Annotated in this window: 16 protein-coding genes; 12 read left to right on the top strand and 4 right to left on the bottom strand. The window is 31.6% G+C overall.

All coding sequences use genetic code 11. The features are described 5' to 3' along the window. Positions 1 to 93 precede the first annotated feature (93 nt). From V9L04_RS09150 to V9L04_RS09200, 11 genes are all read left to right on the top strand, one after another. Positions 94 to 2,346, top strand: coding sequence for a GAF domain-containing protein (locus V9L04_RS09150; RefSeq protein ID WP_338793788.1), 2,253 nt, complete (start codon positions 94 to 96; stop codon positions 2,344 to 2,346). A 292-nt stretch (positions 2,347 to 2,638) separates the two neighbouring features. Beyond that, positions 2,639 to 3,859, top strand: a complete 1,221-nt coding sequence (locus V9L04_RS09155) for a S41 family peptidase (protein WP_338793789.1) — start codon at positions 2,639 to 2,641, stop codon at positions 3,857 to 3,859. 267 nt (positions 3,860 to 4,126) lie between these two features. Beyond that, positions 4,127 to 6,724, top strand: coding sequence for a cytochrome c biogenesis protein CcsA (ccsA, locus tag V9L04_RS09160; protein WP_338793790.1), 2,598 nt, complete (start codon positions 4,127 to 4,129; stop codon positions 6,722 to 6,724). A 126-nt stretch (positions 6,725 to 6,850) separates the two neighbouring features. Further along, positions 6,851 to 7,867, top strand: a complete 1,017-nt coding sequence (pheS, locus tag V9L04_RS09165; protein ID WP_338793791.1) for a phenylalanine--tRNA ligase subunit alpha — start codon at positions 6,851 to 6,853, stop codon at positions 7,865 to 7,867. A gap of 110 nt (positions 7,868 to 7,977) precedes the next feature. Then, entirely contained in the window at positions 7,978 to 8,385 is a 408-nt protein-coding gene (locus tag V9L04_RS09170; protein ID WP_338793792.1) for a DUF3127 domain-containing protein, read from the top strand. Positions 8,386 to 8,498: 113 nt separating this feature from the next. Further along, complete coding sequence (locus V9L04_RS09175; protein ID WP_338793793.1) at positions 8,499 to 9,041, top strand: NADPH-dependent FMN reductase; 543 nt, start codon at positions 8,499 to 8,501, stop codon at positions 9,039 to 9,041. Positions 9,042 to 9,061: 20 nt separating this feature from the next. Continuing rightward, positions 9,062 to 9,880: a tryptophan synthase subunit alpha gene (gene trpA, locus V9L04_RS09180; RefSeq protein WP_338793794.1), complete on the top strand. Its 819-nt coding sequence runs from the start codon at positions 9,062 to 9,064 to the stop codon at positions 9,878 to 9,880. A 40-nt stretch (positions 9,881 to 9,920) separates the two neighbouring features. After that, entirely contained in the window at positions 9,921 to 10,589 is a 669-nt protein-coding gene (locus V9L04_RS09185; RefSeq protein ID WP_338793795.1) for a DUF4328 domain-containing protein, read from the top strand. Positions 10,590 to 10,699: 110 nt separating this feature from the next. Continuing rightward, positions 10,700 to 11,020, top strand: a complete 321-nt coding sequence (locus tag V9L04_RS09190; protein ID WP_338793796.1) for a hypothetical protein — start codon at positions 10,700 to 10,702, stop codon at positions 11,018 to 11,020. Then, complete coding sequence (locus V9L04_RS09195) at positions 10,977 to 11,381, top strand: DUF983 domain-containing protein (RefSeq protein WP_338793797.1); 405 nt, start codon at positions 10,977 to 10,979, stop codon at positions 11,379 to 11,381. The genes V9L04_RS09190 and V9L04_RS09195 overlap by 44 nt, the downstream gene beginning before the upstream one ends. A gap of 137 nt (positions 11,382 to 11,518) precedes the next feature. Next, positions 11,519 to 12,031, top strand: coding sequence for an acetyl-CoA carboxylase biotin carboxyl carrier protein subunit (locus V9L04_RS09200; protein WP_338793798.1), 513 nt, complete (start codon positions 11,519 to 11,521; stop codon positions 12,029 to 12,031). A 61-nt stretch (positions 12,032 to 12,092) separates the two neighbouring features. Here the strand turns inward: V9L04_RS09200 and V9L04_RS09205 are convergent, their stop codons facing one another. The 4 genes from V9L04_RS09205 to V9L04_RS09220 form a co-directional block, all read right to left on the bottom strand. Continuing rightward, positions 12,093 to 12,755, bottom strand: a complete 663-nt coding sequence (locus V9L04_RS09205) for a hypothetical protein (protein ID WP_338793799.1) — start codon at positions 12,753 to 12,755, stop codon at positions 12,093 to 12,095. A 108-nt stretch (positions 12,756 to 12,863) separates the two neighbouring features. Continuing rightward, entirely contained in the window at positions 12,864 to 13,952 is a 1,089-nt protein-coding gene (locus tag V9L04_RS09210; protein WP_338793800.1) for an IS4 family transposase, read from the bottom strand. A gap of 242 nt (positions 13,953 to 14,194) precedes the next feature. After that, positions 14,195 to 14,488 (bottom strand): RNA-binding protein, encoded by a 294-nt coding sequence (locus V9L04_RS09215; RefSeq protein WP_338793801.1) that lies wholly within the window; start codon positions 14,486 to 14,488, stop codon positions 14,195 to 14,197. A gap of 238 nt (positions 14,489 to 14,726) precedes the next feature. After that, on the bottom strand, positions 14,727 to 15,248 hold the full coding sequence (locus V9L04_RS09220; RefSeq protein WP_338793802.1) for a 3-hydroxyanthranilate 3,4-dioxygenase: 522 nt from the start codon (positions 15,246 to 15,248) through the stop codon (positions 14,727 to 14,729). A gap of 254 nt (positions 15,249 to 15,502) precedes the next feature. On the opposite strand from V9L04_RS09220, the gene V9L04_RS09225 reads away from it, so the two are divergent. After that, positions 15,503 to 16,840, top strand: a complete 1,338-nt coding sequence (locus tag V9L04_RS09225; protein WP_338793803.1) for an amidohydrolase family protein — start codon at positions 15,503 to 15,505, stop codon at positions 16,838 to 16,840. The last annotated feature ends 73 nt before the right edge of the window (positions 16,841 to 16,913 follow it).

Genomic DNA, 16,913 nt, shown 5'->3' on the forward strand with positions numbered 1-16,913 from the left:
CATTCAGTTAGGTCAATTATTAAACTACAGATTACAAATTATAATTTCATAGTAATCATTAATCACTAAAAACTAATCACTATCTAAGTGTTTATGTGGAAACTCAATACTATTGGCAAGCGTGTCTTGGCTGGTAATCTTATCATTGTTATTGTTGCTTTACTTAGTTCTTCACTAAGTTTGGTTATGCTTACCCGTAGCCAAAGTATGCTTCATCAATCCTTTTCCGTAATTACTCCTTCGGTAGAGGCTATTAATGATTTGCTTTTGCTTGTAACACGCTCAAAGATGTATATTACCAATTGGATTCATCTGCCTGATAATATTGATGATAAAGAAGACTTGATTTTGCTACATAATGAGCAGTTTCCTGAGGTTAAAGATAGAATAAGCCGACTTAAAAGAGACTGGCAAAACAGAGAAAATGTATATCGTGTAGACTCTATTATTATTGCTTTTGATGATATTCTTCAAACAGAGCAAGAAGTAATGAATACACTTAATCGTTCGGAGGATTATAATGATGGAACAAAAAGAGAAAAAGCAATTCGTCTAGTCAATGAAATGATTATTCCCAATAGCAATACGCTTATAAAGAATTTAGAAGACTTAGAAACTAGTAAACTAAAAGAAAAACAAGCTGATGGAGATTCCGTCGAACGATCACTAAATTGGCTATATAGAATTATTCTTGTTCTAGGATTGACTACACTCACTATTGGTACAATTGCAAGTATTGTTTCTCTACGAATTGTGTCAAAACCTATTCAAAAATTGAATCAAATACTAGGACAACTTGCAAAAGGTTCTATTCCTAATTCGGATTTTGGATTACGAATAGGTAATCACGAAATTGGACAAATGACACGCTCTTTACAAGAACTTATCAAAAGTCTGAAAAATACCTCTGAATTTGCTCGTAAGATAGGAAATGGAAAATATAATAGTGCTTTTGATGTTTTGGGTGAAAATGATATTCTTGGAAATTCGCTCTTAGATATGCGTAATAGTTTAGCAAAAGTGGCTGAAGAAGATCGTCGAAGAGCTTGGATAACAGAAGGAATTGCTCAGTTTGGAGATATTCTACGTGCTAACTATGATGATACAGAAGAATTTGCTGCTGCTATTGTTCAGCGTTTAGTGAAATATACCGAAGCCAATCAGGGAGGTGTTTTTGTAATTTCTGAAACTCCTGATTCAGAAGGCGAATTTATGTATTTGGCTGCTGCTTATGCATGGGATAAACCTAAATACTTAGAGAAAAAAATCCGAAAAGGGGAAGGGCTTACAGGACAAGCATGGCAAGAAGGCGAAACGGTATTTTTGTCGTATGTTCCTGATGATTATATTCATATCACTTCTGGACTCGGAAATACAAACCCATCTTCTATTTTGCTTGCTCCTCTAATTTATAATCAAAAATTATATGGAGTAGTAGAATTAGCCTTTTTTAATCCTCCAGAATCGTATCGTATAGAGTTTGTTGAAAAAATTGTTGAAAGTTTTGCTTCTACACTTTCTTCAGTAAGAGTTAATCAACGTACTCAACTTCTTTTGAAAGAATCACAAGAAATGACTGAACAGATGCGAGCGCAAGAAGAAGAAATGCGCCAAAATGTCGAAGAGCTACAAGCAACACAAGAAATGGTAGAAAGAAAAAGTAGAGAGTTAGAAAACCAACTCAATGCTATCAATCAGGCTGCTGCTATGATAGAGCTAAATCCAAGAGGTATAATTACAGATATAAATGGACTTTATTTAAAAATATCTCAATACTCAAAAGAAGAAATACAGGGACAACCTCATACTATTTTATTGAAAGATGGCTATGAAACATCTAATAAATACATGCAGCTTTGGGAAAACCTAACACAAGGAATTGTAGTAGAAGGAGAATTTGAACGTCAAGCAAAAGATAAATCTTCATTTTGGCTCAGGGCTACTTATTATCCAGTTATGGATGACTACAAAAATTTGGAACGTGTCATTCATATTGCAACCGATATTACGGAACAAAAACTACAAGCAATTCGCTTAGAAGAAACTCTAACTGAACAAGCAGAAGCAGTAGAACAGATGCGTATGCAAGAAGATATTATGCAACAAGCTATGGAACAAATGCAAGAAGCACAACAAGAAGTAGAGAAAAGAGAGGAATTACTAGCAGAGGCACATAAAGAACAAGAGCAGTATATCGAACAAATGAATTCACAAGAAGAGATGATGGCAATGAGTATGGAGGCTATGAACGAAAGTATAGAAACACTTGCCAAACAAAAAGAAGAAATAGAACAAAAACTGGTAACTTGTCAGAAAAAAGTAGAAGAATTAGAGAATAAAAAATAAACATTAGGAATGAAAAGTAAATAAACTCTACAAGTTATTTTGTGAGCAAACGAATAAAATGCTGAAGAATTTCATTCAGTTCTAAGGAACTGAAAGCACACACAAAGAACAGTTCTAAATGTATATCTTATTTAATTCTTGTTACTTAACTTGCTAATTTTAAAAATAAAATAAAATAAAATAAAATAAAATAAAATAAAATAAAATAAAATAAAATAAAATAAAATAAAATAAAATAAAATAAAATAAAATAAAATAAAATAAAATAAAATAAAATAAAATAAAATAAAATATGAAAATTATAATTACTATCATTTATCTTTTTACACTCTCATTTTCTAGTTTTGCCCAAGCTCAAGTAGATAAAGAAAAAGCAAGAAAAGACTTACAACAAATTATAGGTGATATTTCTACTGATTATGTTTACTTAAACGATAAAAATATAGATTTAGAGTGTGTCAAGAGATTTTATAATAAGCAGATTGATAGTAGTAAAAACAAAACAGATATAGTTTTATTGTTCGAAAATCTTTTGAACGAGTTTTATGATAGTCATCTTATTCTGAATACCAATACTAACTCTTCTTTTCGATTATATTCACCTATTTATGCTATTTTCGAAAAAGAAAAAGCAGTTATTACAAATGTATGGCAAACTGAATTAGAAAACTTAGAAAGTAATATTATTGGGTATGAAATACTGAAAATTAATGGTAGAAGTATACAAGAAAATATCGAAAGATTTCCTACACATTGTCAAAATAAAAACTTGCCTCAAGTAAGAGAATGGATACTTAATAAACTATTAGCTGGACAATATGATAAGCCTAGAATACTTACTCTAAAAACAAAAAATAATGCTGTAATAGAACTTGATTTAGATAAGCTCAAATTGAAACAACACAACGAGTTGATAAGTAGTAAAAAAGTAAATAATATTGGAATTATAGAAATACATAATTCGCTGGGTGCTAATAATCTTATTGCCAAATTTGATAGTGTATTGAATAGTTTGATGAATACAGAAGGATTAATAATTGATTTGAGAAACACAGTAGATGGAGGCAATTCGTATGTAGCTCGTGCAATTATGGGACGGTTTATTAATGAATCTTTGCCTTATCAAGTTCATACAGTAGAAGAAAAATATGATAATAATCCGAAAGTGGATAGAAAATGGATAGAATATGTAAATCCTAGAGCAGAACAGTATAAAAAGCCTTTAGTAATTTTGGTTGGTAGATGGACAGGGAGTATGGGCGAAGGAGTAAGTATTGGCTTTGATGCTATGAAACGAGGAAAAATTGTAGGCTCAGAAATGGAACGTTTGGCAGGAGAAATGTATTATTATCCTTTCGAAAATCAAAGTTTTGGATATAGATTGTCAACAGCAAAATTGCTTCATGTAAATGGCACTCCAAGAGAAAAATATATTCCAAAACATTATATAAGACAAACTACTACACAAAAAGATGAAGTACTTCAAAAAGGACTAGATTTGATTGAAAATTAGAGGGAAAACGAATACTACAACTTAAAATAAGTGAAAAGAACACTTTCTACAAACCCTTACTTTCTGTTTGTATTGATAATGAATGTTTTAGGTCGTACCTTTGCACAAAATTAAGTGGCAGAACTATAATTTGTTGATTTATAGATTTTTAACCAACAAATTTTATCTACAACTTATTTGAATGTAGCTCACTCTTTAGAGTGAGTAGCAAAGCTCCGACTGCTTTAGCTTTCGGATAAAGTATAAAATTATAGATTTTGTTCCTCTATGAACTTACTAATTGGTCAGATAGGACATTTATTTGTCATCATTTCCTTTGTTACTTCCATTGTGGCTGCGATTGCCTATTATTTTGCAAGTCAAAACACAGATTTAACTTCTCCTAAAAAAATACAAGAAATACAGTCTTGGAAAAAAATGGCTCGTGCTGCTTTTGGAGTTCATGCTTTTTCTGTAATTGGTGTGGTAGTCGTTCTTTTTTCGATTATCTACAATCATCAATACGAATACCATTATGCGTGGAGTCATTCATCGAATAATTTGCCCTATTATTATATGATTTCTTGTTTTTGGGAAGGACAAGAAGGAAGTTTCCTGCTTTGGATTTTTTGGCATGTCTGTATTGGCAGTATAATTATTTTGCGTTCCATTTTTGTCAAACATAAAAAAGAAAATACGTGGGAAGCTCCTGTAATGATGGTTTTTGCAACTGTACAGGCATTTTTGGCTTCTATGGTTTTGGGTGTAATTGTTCCTTTAGCTAATCTTAAAATAGGTAGTTCTCCTTTTATTTTATTGCGTGATGCAATGGATGCCCCTATTTTTCAGTCTCAACCTGACTATATTCCTGTTGATGGAACGGGTCTAAACCCACTTTTGCAAAACTATTGGATGGTTATTCATCCGCCTACCTTATTTTTAGGTTTTGCACTTTGTCTTGTTCCTTTTGCTTTTGTAATTGCTGGTTTATGGAAAAAAGAAACAACTAAATGGCTTAAACCAACTTTTGCATGGGCATTATTAGCTGCTGCTGTTTTGGGAGTAGGTATTATAATGGGGGCTTATTGGGCGTATGAAACACTTAATTTTGGTGGATATTGGAACTGGGATCCAGTAGAAAATGCTGTTTTCATTCCTTGGCTGGTGCTGATTGCAGGAATACATGCCATGACGATGCAGCAAAAACGCCCTTCGATGGCAAAACTTTCTGCTATATTGATGCTTTCAACTTTTCTTCTGATTTTATATTCTACTTTTCTTACTCGTAGTGGAATTTTGGGAGATAGTTCGGTTCACTCATTTACTGATTTAGGACTTTCAGGACAACTTCTGATTTATCTTTTATTCTTTGTTTTGGGAGCTAGTGTTTTATTCTTTATGAATTGGAATAATTTTCCAAAGTCAAAAGCAGAATCTAGCTTTTATTCAGGCGAATTTTGGGTTACTCTTGGTGTAGTGGTTTTAGGACTTTCGGCTTTACAAGTTTTAGTTCCAACTTCAATTCCTGTTTATAATGCTATTTTGGATAATTTAGGAATAGATTCAAATGTTGCTCCTCCAGCTGACCCAGAAAGTTTTTATACAAAATGGCAACTTTGGTTTAGTGTCGGAATTGCTTTTCTTTCTGCAACAGCACAAGTATTTTGGTGGAAAAGAATTGAAAAATCAAATATCAAAGATAATTTTGTTATTCCTCTTATTCTGACTGCCATTGGAACGACACTAATTATTGCAATCGCTCAAATAAAAGATGCTTCTTATATGATTTTGGTTCTGACTTCGGTCTATGCGCTTGTCAGTAATGGAATTTCTATTGCAAGAACAATAAAACTGAATCCAAAATTAGCAGGTGGTGCATTGGCGCATATTGGTGTTGCACTTATGTTTTTTGGTATTTTGTCTTCTTCGGGATATGATGAAATTGTATCTATGAACATGTCAGGACTTTTATACAATAAAGAATTTTCTGATGAGGTAAACCGAGAAAATGTTTTACTTTTCCGTAGTGAACCTACCAAAATGAATAAATATACTATTACCTACAAAGGTCAATATTGGGATTCTCCAGATTTTTCAGAGTACGTAAATAAAGAAGATGTAAAAGCAACAGCCTATTCCCATAAAGTAGTAGCTAAAAAAGATTTGTTGCATAATGATAAAGTAGAAGTAAAATTAGGAGACACACTCCGAATTTTTGAAGAAAATACGTATTACAAAATTGATTATGTAGATACGCTTACACAAGAAACTTTTACACTTTTTCCTCGTGTTCAGCAGAATCCTCAAATGGGTTTTGTGGTAAGTCCAGATATTTCGCAAGGCATTAAAAGTGACCTTTATACGCACCTTAGTAGTCTTCCAGATCCAGCTGAACAAAGAACATGGGCAGAAGCTGAAATGAAAACTTTATCTCCTATGGATACATTCATCGTAAATGATTTTGTGGCAGTTTTGGATGGAGTGCATCGTGGAAAACCTTTAGCTGATGAAGATTATATGGTGTATGCCGAAATCAGGATTTTGGACAAAGAAGAAACCTATACTGTAAAACCTGTTTTTCAGATAAAAGGAAATGAAGTGCGGGGTGTTCCCGAAATTGTAGAATCAGCAGGTGTAGAATTTACAATGATGAACATCAATCCAAAAACAGAAGAATTTACCTTTAAAATCCGAACCACTCAAAGGGATTGGATAATCATGAAAGCCTTAGAAAAACCTTATATTAGTTTGCTTTGGCTGGGTGTAAATGTAATGACTTTAGGTATTTTGGTGGCAATGTGGAGAAGATATACAGAAGCAAGAAAAGTAACTGTTTCTAAAAAATCAAATTCGAAGAAGCCAAAAAATGAAATGGAATTGGTTTAGAAGGTTTATAATTAATGAACTTCCAAATTCCAATATTTGCACAAAACCACTTTTTTAACGAAATTGCAACCTAATTTTAGTTGAAAAAATAGTCTTCATTCATCATCGATCATTGATAAAATTTTTATGTTACAAGAAAAAGTAAATTCACTACTTTCGGAAGTAGAAAATTTTGAAATTCAAAGTGTAGAGCAGTTAGAAACCTTTCGTTTAGATTTTATTAGTCGAAACAGTAAACTTTCTTCGCTTTTTGATGAATTTAAGACTGTTCCTGCTGAAGAAAAACGTACTTTAGGACAAAAAATAAATGTCTTAAAACAAGCTGCCGAATCAAAATTCCGTACCAAAAAACAGGAAATTGAAGATGCACAAGATGCCAACACAGGCACAGATTTAGATATTACCTTGCCTTCTGCTTACGAGCCTTTGGGAAGTTTGCACCCAGTTTCACAAGTTCGTGATGAGATTATTCAGATTTTTGAAAGAATTGGTTTTAATCTTTCTGAAGGACCCGAAATAGAATTGGATTGGTACAACTTTACAGCTCTTAATTTCCCTGAAAATCATCCTGCTAGAGAAATGCAAGATACTTTTTTCATTGAAAAAGACCCTGATATTTTGCTCAGAACACATACTTCGCCAGTACAAGTACGTGTCATGAAAAACCAAGCACCACCTATCCGAACTTTATCGGTTGGGCGAGTTTTTCGTAATGAAACTATTTCTTCTCGTTCGCATTGTATGTTTCATCAGATTGAAGGTTTGTATGTCAATGAAGGCGTTAGTTTTGCACAATTGAAGCAAACACTTCTTTATTTTGCAAAAGAATTTTTTGGACAACATGCCAAAATTCGTGTTCGTCCTTCTTATTTTCCATTTACTGAACCAAGTGCAGAAGTTGATGTTTATTTAGGAACAAAAACAGAATCAGATTATCGACTTACAAAAGGAACAGGCTGGTTAGAAATTTTGGGTTGTGGAATGGTTCATCCCAACGTTTTAGAAAATGTAAATATTGATTCTAAAAAATATAATGGTTTTGCTTTCGGAATGGGAATTGAAAGAATTGCCCTTTTGCGTTATGATATTCCAGATATTAGAATGCTCTTCGAAAATGAAATGCGTTTTTTAAGACAATTCTAAAAATTAAAATCTCGTTGACGGCTGCATTTGAGTCTCAACGACGGTTACTTGAAAAAATAAAACTCTAGCCGTTGTTGGTGTTTCCACCAATGACATAAAATATATAAAAAATGCCATCATTCGAAACAGAAGGAACACTCATAAAAATATTTCCTACTAGCGTAAAATCCGAACGCTTTCAATTAAGAGAATTTGTACTCAATATAGAAGAGGGAAACTACCCACAAGAAATTATTTTTCAATTTACACAAGATGATTGTGATAGATTAGACAAATTTAAAGAAGGAGAAAAAGTAAAAGTAAGTAGTTGGGTACGGGGCAAAAAATGGCAACGTTCGCCTCAAGACGAACCTCGTTGGTTTAATAGTTTGGCTGCTCGTTCAATTGATCATTCTGATCCAATGATGAATGATATGAACCAAGATACAGGTAGTAATGATAATCCTTTTGCTGGCGATATTCCACCTCCAACCGAAGATACTTCTTCATCAATGGGAGATGATGATTTGCCATTCTAATTTTTTATAGATTTATAATTATGCTAAAACCCTAAGAATTTTTGAAAAAGTTATCAAAACAATTTTGAAGATTTTTAGGGTTTGTATTTTATCTTTCAAATGAAAAAATAATTATGAAAAAAAAGAAAAAAGTATTTATAATTATAGGAAGTGCAAGCGATAATTCTACCAATCAAAAATTAATTGAAAATTTTGTCAATAGTACAAAAGATGACTTAGATTGTCTTGTTTATAATGAATTAAAGTTACTTCCACATTTTGATCCACTACTTTCTTCTCAAAATTCTCCAAAAGAAATAGTAGAGTTTAGAGAAAAGATACAAAATGCAGATGCAATAGTAATTTGTACTCCTGAATATATTTTTAGTATTCCAAGTGGGTTAAAAAATGCCATTGAATGGTGTGTTTCAACTACAGTTTTTTCAAATAAGCCTACTGGACTAATCACAGCTTCTGCAAGTGGACAAAAAGCACATGAAGAATTACAATTAATTATGAAGACAGTAATGGCAAAATTTACAGATGATACTGTTTTATTAATTGAAGGAATAAAAGGGAAAATCAATGAGCAAGGAAAAATTACTGATTCAAAAACAAGTGAAGATTTGACACTATTTATCAATCAGTTCAAAAATTTATTAAATACAATTTCTTAATTCATATACTTTTTACTTTAATGTTAAAAACTGATATAACCACTACTACAACAAACCGTATAGATTCTCTCTTCCAAAAAAAAACAAACGGAGTTCTGACTATTTATTTTACAGCAGGTTTTCCAAAACTAGAAGATACTCGTCGTATTTTGGTAGAACTTTCTGATGCAGGAACAGATTTGATAGAAATTGGAATGCCTTTTTCTGATCCAATTGCAGATGGAGAAACTATCCAGTACAGTAATAAAATAGCTTTAGATAATGGAATGAGCATCAAAAAGATGTTCGAACAGTTAGAAGGAATCAGAAATGAGAACGGCAAAATAAAAGAAACTCCTATTGTCTTGATGGGATATTTGAATCCTGTTTTACAGTTTGGAATAGAAGAGTTTTGTAAGAAATGTCAAGAAATAGGAATTGATGGACTTATTTTGCCAGATTTACCATTATTTGAATATGAATTGACATATAAAGCTGTTTTTGAAAAATATGGTCTGCACACTATTTTCCTTATCACTCCTCAAACTTCAGAAGAACGTATCAAAAAAATTGATGAACTAAGCAATGGTTTTGTCTATATGGTTTCTTCAAACAGCACAACAGGAAATACAACTGAAAAAAGTGCAGAAGTATCAGAAAAACAAAGTGATTATTTCAAAAAAATAAAGTCGTTACAACTCAAAAATCCAACACAAATTGGTTTTGGTATTTCGGATAAAAAATCTTTTGAGCAAGCTACTTCTTATGCGAATGGCGCAATTATAGGCTCTGCTTTTATTCGTCATTTGGAAAGTGGAAAGGCTGTTAAAGAGTTTGTAGAGTCAGTTATTGGTCATTAGTTTATTTCTTAATTTTTAGCTCCTAATCCTTAATAATAAAATGGAAACTCAAATCCTTGATAATAATGATTTTGGCAACAAAAAAGAAGAGTCAATGCGTAATAACATTGATAGAGCAAATTATACCATTTATGCATATAGTTTTATTTTTATTTTAAGTATTATTGTATTAATAATAAATGTTTATTCTATTAGTAGTCCTTCAAATGCCGATTCGGTACTATTTATTAAAGATATTATACTGGGTTTTAATTTATTAGTATTTGTTGTAGCTTTTATTTTGTTTTTAATGTGGTTTAGAAGAGCGTATAAAAATATTCAAATTATAGGTTATGAAACCAAACATACAGATGGTTGGGCAGTAGGAGGTTTTTTTCTTCCTTTCAAAGGGTTATATTATCCCTACAACATAATGACAGAGATATGGCAAAAGATGAAACTTACAGCAGAAGGAAATGGAATAAAACATTATTTAAAAGGAGGAATACATGGTTGGTGGTGGTTCTTTTGGTTAATGAGTTTTATTGGCTATTATTTTTCTTTTAAAATGGAAATGAGAGGAGAACTTGAAAATTTTACTACTGTTATACCTACGTTTGGAGATGTGTTTTTGAATATAATAGATGTTCTTGATGCTTTATTTACTGTCTTGGTGGTAAAGAGTCTGAGAGATACAGAAAAAGAACTAAGAGAACATGGAGGTTTTTAGAACATTATGATTTCTATCATAGAATAAATCTATAAAAATACCGAACTTTGTGTATATCAGTCTGTTATTAGATAAATTAATTTGATTAGAAAATAAAATAAATAAAAATTATGAAAAAGATAAATAAAAACATGTTTTCAAGCATTATTTCAAAACTTCTTTTTTTATTTTTCGTTTTAATGATATTTACTTTTACATTTGGAATAACAGATGCAGAAGCGCAATGTGCTATGTGCCGAGCTACTGTAGAAACCAATTATAATAACGGGGCAGGAGAAGCCAGTACACGCCTTAATTCAGGTATCTTGTATTTGCTTTGTATGCCTTATCTGCTTATCGGAACAGTCGCTTTTTTCTGGTATCGCAACAAACAAAAAAACGAACGCAATGGAAAACGAACTCTCAAAATCTCAAGCAATCCTTCAATGTAAATGTCCTAGATGTAGAAAAGGAGAAATTTTTGAAAATTCTGCTTTTAGTCTAAACTTTGCTAAAACACACACAAATTGTCCTGTTTGTAACCTTAAGTATGAACGAATATTAGGCTTTTTTTGGAGTGCTATGTATGTGAGTTATGCCTTCACCGTAGCCCATATGATTACACTTATGGTAGCTATTAATGTGCTGACAGATGAACGTCCTGCTTTATGGGTCTTTTTTGCAGCTATTATAGGAAGTTTTGTGTTTTTCGTTCCTGTTTATTTCAGATATTCAAGAGTAATTGTTTTGTATTTTCTAGGAGGTATAAAATATAATCCTAATCCTAAAGTTTGGGAAGAGCAGGGAGAATAAATCTAATTACGAATTATGAAATAATCAACGTAGCTAATTAAAAATTATGAATTACGCTACTTTTTTATTAAAAATAAATCCTTATTTCTTAATTTCATATTCGTAATTTTTAATTTTTAATTCGTAATTGAAATAATATGCAAATCACAACCAAATCAACTACATATCAAGTTAGAAAAGAAAAAAATACTTCTGCCAAAACAGAATCTCTTTTCTTAAATGATAATTTAATAGAAGCAGATATTCAACGTATTTCTGAAAGAGAGTTTCATATCTTGAGAAATAATATATCATATAGAGTGGAAGTATTGAAATCTGATTATGAAGCTAAAGAATTTGAAATCCGTATCAATGGAAATATTCATACGCTGACAGCAAAAGACAGAATGGATTTGCTTTTGGAGAGCTTAGGAATGGAAAATGCAGCTTCTACAAAAGTAAGTGACTTAAAAGCCCCTATGCCTGGACTCGTTTTGGATATTTTGATAGAAGAAGGTGCAACTACCGAAAAAGGAACTCCTCTAATGATTTTGGAAGCCATGAAAATGGAAAATGTTTTGAAAGCAACAGGAGAAGGAAAAATAAAAAGTATTGCTGTAAATAAAGGTCAAAACGTAGAAAAAGGAGCTGTTTTGATAGAATTTGAATAAAAATAGAAAAGCCTTTTCAATTTTATTTTGAAAAGGCTTTTTTGATAGTAAAAAATGAAAATTATTTAATAGAATAATCTATCAAACGAGAATAATCTCCATCTTCATATTCAATGGCAATAATACCAATTCCTTTAGCAAAATACCACGTCGATTTATCTGTGGTTATACCATCAACTAAAGGCGTAAAACTCTCATCTTGCTTAACAACCATTACATTATCATAACTTTTGCCGTTAATAGTCTTTTTAGCATCTTTTTCTAATAATGTCATTTTGTAGTTTAAAGTAAATCCATCATCTTCAAATGTATCACTCCAAGTATCTCCTACTTTGGCATCTAAATCTGCAATAGCAGTTACGAAAAGTACTCCTTCATCATCTGTAAAATCATATCCATAATACACTTTTTGAGTAGATGGGTCAATACGGACTAATAACTCTTCATCTATATTATTAGGTTCTACACTAATCATATTCCAAGTAAAACCACCCACACTTTTTGTTTGGCTAGTAAGAGTTTGAATATAAGTTTGGTTTTCTTCATCTTGATATGTCCAAGTAGAAGTTGTTGTTAGAGGAAAATAACTTCCTTGTTCTTTTGGATTTTCATCTTCATCATCTTTTTTACAAGATGAAAATAAGAATGAAAAACTGATTGAGAAAATAAGAACGAGAATGAAAAAATGATACTGTGATTGAGTTTTATTTTTAGTGAATTGCATAATAAAAATGAGTTAGTTTTATAAATTTGGATGTAAAAAATAGAATTAATTCTGTCTTTACATACAAAAATGCAATTCAAAAAGGCTCATTATTGTGTAAATATTTCCTCACTCCATTGACAAAACTTTAATTTTCTGATTGAATTTAGTTTCTTTACTCATTGGATTATTGAGTATTTTTTTGATTTCTAGTAATCCATATCGGAAAAAAGAGTATTCATTATATCCATTTGAACAGACTCTTATTTTCATTTTTTTATGTTTCCACTCCCCTACTTTGTAACACCAAACAAATGCAATAGAACAAAGAGCAAGTAATTTAGCTATTTTCTCTGGTTCTGTCAATTTTGTATTTTCTAGCTTAAAACCTTGTGTTTTTAGTGCTTTAAACAGCGTCTCTATTTCCCAACGTTGTTTATAAATTTCAAAAGCGTTTTCTAAAAAAACAGGTGAAGCCAGATAAATATATCCTTTTTGTGTTCTACTTACAGATAAATATACTTCTACACCATTGACTATAAAAACACCCTCTAAATGATACGTTTCTGAAATAGCCAGTCCTCTACACCATGCTGCAATTGACTTTGTTTTACCTTTTCTAGTCGCTTTAAAATTAGACTTTAGTCGCATTACAAAATCAAAGTTTTTTCCTGATAAATAAGTAAACCATTTTTGACCTACAAACTCTCTATCTGCTACAATAGAAGAAATAGATAGGTTAGGAAAAATAGATAAAAAACGTTCTATTAATTCGATGCGTTCTTCAGTAGAAGAGTTTCCTTTTTTTGGAAAAACAGACCAAATAAGAGGCACTGAAACATTCTTATAAGCTGCTGAAAGTAACAAAATATTTATATTTTTTTTCCCCACTTTCCAATTGGAACGGTCAAGACATAAAACAATATCCTTCCACTTATCAATACCTTGTAAAGAAACAATTAAACGAGTAATTGCCTTAAAATCAAGGCTATAGTGATTTAAAAAGCGTTCAATACGACGTAAAGAGGAGCTGCACTCTACATTCCGTTCAAAAGCTGTAGCAATTTGAATCAATCCTCCTAAGCCTACTTTTATAACAGCTATTACAAAAAGACCTATAAATTGAACTCGTGCAAAATGAAACTCTGTTAAATGAGAAGATAAAACAGTAACTAATTTTGTAACTTTGCCACTAGAAGCATACTTTGCTTTTGCCATAATTGAGAAAAATTTGTAAGAAACTCAATTATGGCTTTTTTTTATCTTTTTTCAAAGGACTGAGAAATATTTCTACACAATTAAAATTTAATCATAAAAAAAAGCAACTCTCTTGTGAAAGTTGCTTTTTGTGTCGTCAATGTATAAAATAAAATTTTTTACACTGAGCTAAACATATATTGATTCAATTAAAAACAGATTCAGTACGAATACTTCTATTGATAACTAATCAATTTGTTTGTTTAGTAATCACGTGATGGACGTCCACCACCGAAGTTTCCGCCACCTCTGTTTTCTCTAGGAATGGCTTTTTTTACTTGGATCTCACGACCTTTAAGTTCGATACCGTTCAATTCTTCAACAGCTGCTTCGCCATCTTCTTCTGATTCCATTTCAACGAAACCAAAACCTCTTGAACGATGTGTTTCACGGTCTGTGATAATTTTTGTTGATGTAACTACACCAAGCTCTGAAAATACTGCCTCTAATTCTTCCTCTGAGATAGAATAAGGCAAATTTGATACGTAAAGATTCATAAAACTAATTAACGAAAAAAACTAATAAATGAAGGATCTAAGTTGTTCCTTCGCTTCAAATATACAAATAAATTTTTTATAAAACTACTACTTGTATCAATTATTTTTTAATTATTTTCAAGTATTTCGTGTGTTTTTTATGAAATACTTCCAAATAACTCTTTATTTAAGGGTTTTTTGAGAATATAAAAATAAAATATAGCCAATTAATTTCTAGAATTTATGTTACACTCTTAATTTATTTCGATTTTTGAGGAGGTTGCATAACTCCTTGGCAATTATTGCAGGTTCGTAATTCTTCTGAATTATAAAAAGTTTGCATTACTTTAGGCAATTGTTCCACAATATCAGTTAGTTCAAAACGCTCTTCATACAGTTTGTTTCCACAGTTTTCGCAATACCACATAAAGCCATCTTCTTCTCCTTCTCTTCTATAACGCTCAATGACAAGCCCAATAGAACCTTCAGTACGCTGTGGAGAGTGAGGAATTTTAGCAGGTAATAAAAACATTTCGCCTGCACCAATAGGTACATCAACAAATTTTCCGTCTTCGATAATCTTGACAACAATATTTCCCTCTAGTTGATAAAAAAGTTCTTCACTTTCATTATAATGATAATCTTTTCGACTATTTGGTCCTCCAACAACCATTACAATATAATCTTCATTATCCAAATATACTTGCTGATTGCCAACTGGTGGTTTTAAAAGATGACGATTATCATCGATCCATTTTTGAAGGTTAAAAGGTTTTTTCATGAATAAATTTAGAATTGGTGTGTTGGATAAAAAATTATACTACTTTAATCAAAAAGAACTTATTTATGTTTGTCTAAATTAATAAATTCTTGCTGTATTCTCCAATTTCAAATTTCACTTATTTCATTTCTATGTCTTTTCACAATTTATAACATTCTTTCAAAAAAATAATTTCGCATATTGCAGAGTAGCTCAAAGCTATTAAATTAAGAATTAAAATTGCTCTCATCTCTTTTTTATTAAAATATAGAACTATGCAACTCAAAAAAATACCCATTTTCATCTTTGTTCTTTTACTTTTTACCTGTTTTTTTATATCTCCCAAAAGTTATTCTCAATCTCCTTTACCAGCTCAAAAACAAAATCAACCCATTGTACTCAAAAATGCAACACTTCATATTGGCGATGGAAATACCATTATCGAAAATGGTTCTGTTCGTTTTGAGAATGGAAAAATTACTGCGTTAGGAGAATCTTCAAGTGTTTCTCAAGAAGGTGCAAAGGTTGTTGATTTGTCTGGAAAACATATTTATCCTTCTCTTATTTTGGCAAATACAACACTTGGGCTTAAAGAAATTGATGCAGTTCGTCCTTCAGTAGATGAGGCTGAAGTAGGGGATATGAATCCTAATATTAGAGCTATTAGTGCATACAATGCAGAATCTGATGTTACCACAACTGTCAGAACAAATGGTGTGTTGATTGCACAAGCAACTCCTCGTGGGGCGTTAGTAGCAGGACTTTCTTCTATTGTAAATCTTGATGCATGGAATTGGGAAGATGCTGCACTTAAAATAGATGATGGTTTACACATTTATATGCCTGCTTATATGCAACAAGGTGGTTGGTGGGCTGCTCCTGCTGAACCTAAGAAAGCAAAGGAGGAAGAACGAAATGCAGAAATAGCAAAAATAAAATCTCTTTTGAGTGAAGCAAAAGCCTACAATCAAATTGAAAATCCAACTACAAAAAATTTGAAACTGGCAGCTGTAAAAGGTCTTTTTGATGGAACAATGCGTCTGTATTTGCATGCCGAATGGGCAAAAGATATTATTGAAGGAGTTAGCTTTGCAAAAGAAATGGGGGTTCAGAAAGTTGTTGTTGTGGGTGGATATGATTCTTGGCAAGTAGCTGAGTTTTTGAAAAAAAATAAAGTTCCTGTTATTGTAGGACGTACTTTAGAATTACCTCAACGTACTGATGATGATATTGATGCGCCTTTCAAACTACCTTATCTATTACAAAAAGCAGGTGTAGAATATTGTTTGAATTATGCTGGTGATATGGAAACAATGGGTGCAAGAAACCTTCCTTTTTCAGCAGGAATGGCAGTTGCTTTCGGACTGACTAAAGAACAAGCCTTGGCAGCTATCACAAGCAAAGCAGCTTCTATTTTAGGAATTAATGAACGTGTCGGAACATTAGAAGTAGGAAAAGATGCAAGTATTGTAGTTTCGGAAGGCGATATTTTGGATATGACTACCAACAAAGTTATTCATGCTTTCATTGAAGGACGAGAAATTGATTTGGCAAACAAACAAAAAGTTCTCTATCAAAAATATAAAACACGTATTGAGAATGTGAAGGAGTAGGTTACCCAAACAAATTTCTTCTTTATTAAACAAAAAAAAGGATTCTCTATGTAGTATCCTTTTTTTTGTTTAG

It is taken from the genome of Bernardetia sp. MNP-M8, from assembly GCF_037126285.1.
Lineage (GTDB): Bacteria > Bacteroidota > Bacteroidia > Cytophagales > Bernardetiaceae > Bernardetia.

Excerpts from the sequence above, each read along its gene's own strand:
- V9L04_RS09150 (WP_338793788.1), top strand. The coding sequence starts at position 94 with ATGTGGAAACTCAATACTATTGGCAAGCGTGTCTTGGCTGGTAATCTT.
- V9L04_RS09155 (WP_338793789.1), top strand. The coding sequence starts at position 2,639 with ATGAAAATTATAATTACTATCATTTATCTTTTTACACTCTCATTTTCT.
- ccsA (WP_338793790.1), top strand. The coding sequence starts at position 4,127 with ATGAACTTACTAATTGGTCAGATAGGACATTTATTTGTCATCATTTCC.
- pheS (WP_338793791.1), top strand. The coding sequence starts at position 6,851 with ATGTTACAAGAAAAAGTAAATTCACTACTTTCGGAAGTAGAAAATTTT.
- V9L04_RS09170 (WP_338793792.1), top strand. The coding sequence starts at position 7,978 with ATGCCATCATTCGAAACAGAAGGAACACTCATAAAAATATTTCCTACT.
- V9L04_RS09175 (WP_338793793.1), top strand. The coding sequence starts at position 8,499 with ATGAAAAAAAAGAAAAAAGTATTTATAATTATAGGAAGTGCAAGCGAT.
- trpA (WP_338793794.1), top strand. The coding sequence starts at position 9,062 with ATGTTAAAAACTGATATAACCACTACTACAACAAACCGTATAGATTCT.
- V9L04_RS09185 (WP_338793795.1), top strand. The coding sequence starts at position 9,921 with ATGGAAACTCAAATCCTTGATAATAATGATTTTGGCAACAAAAAAGAA.
- V9L04_RS09190 (WP_338793796.1), top strand. The coding sequence starts at position 10,700 with ATGAAAAAGATAAATAAAAACATGTTTTCAAGCATTATTTCAAAACTT.
- V9L04_RS09195 (WP_338793797.1), top strand. The coding sequence starts at position 10,977 with ATGGAAAACGAACTCTCAAAATCTCAAGCAATCCTTCAATGTAAATGT.
- V9L04_RS09200 (WP_338793798.1), top strand. The coding sequence starts at position 11,519 with ATGCAAATCACAACCAAATCAACTACATATCAAGTTAGAAAAGAAAAA.
- V9L04_RS09205 (WP_338793799.1), bottom strand. The coding sequence starts at position 12,755 with ATGCAATTCACTAAAAATAAAACTCAATCACAGTATCATTTTTTCATT.
- V9L04_RS09210 (WP_338793800.1), bottom strand. The coding sequence starts at position 13,952 with ATGGCAAAAGCAAAGTATGCTTCTAGTGGCAAAGTTACAAAATTAGTT.
- V9L04_RS09215 (WP_338793801.1), bottom strand. The coding sequence starts at position 14,488 with ATGAATCTTTACGTATCAAATTTGCCTTATTCTATCTCAGAGGAAGAA.
- V9L04_RS09220 (WP_338793802.1), bottom strand. The coding sequence starts at position 15,248 with ATGAAAAAACCTTTTAACCTTCAAAAATGGATCGATGATAATCGTCAT.
- V9L04_RS09225 (WP_338793803.1), top strand. The coding sequence starts at position 15,503 with ATGCAACTCAAAAAAATACCCATTTTCATCTTTGTTCTTTTACTTTTT.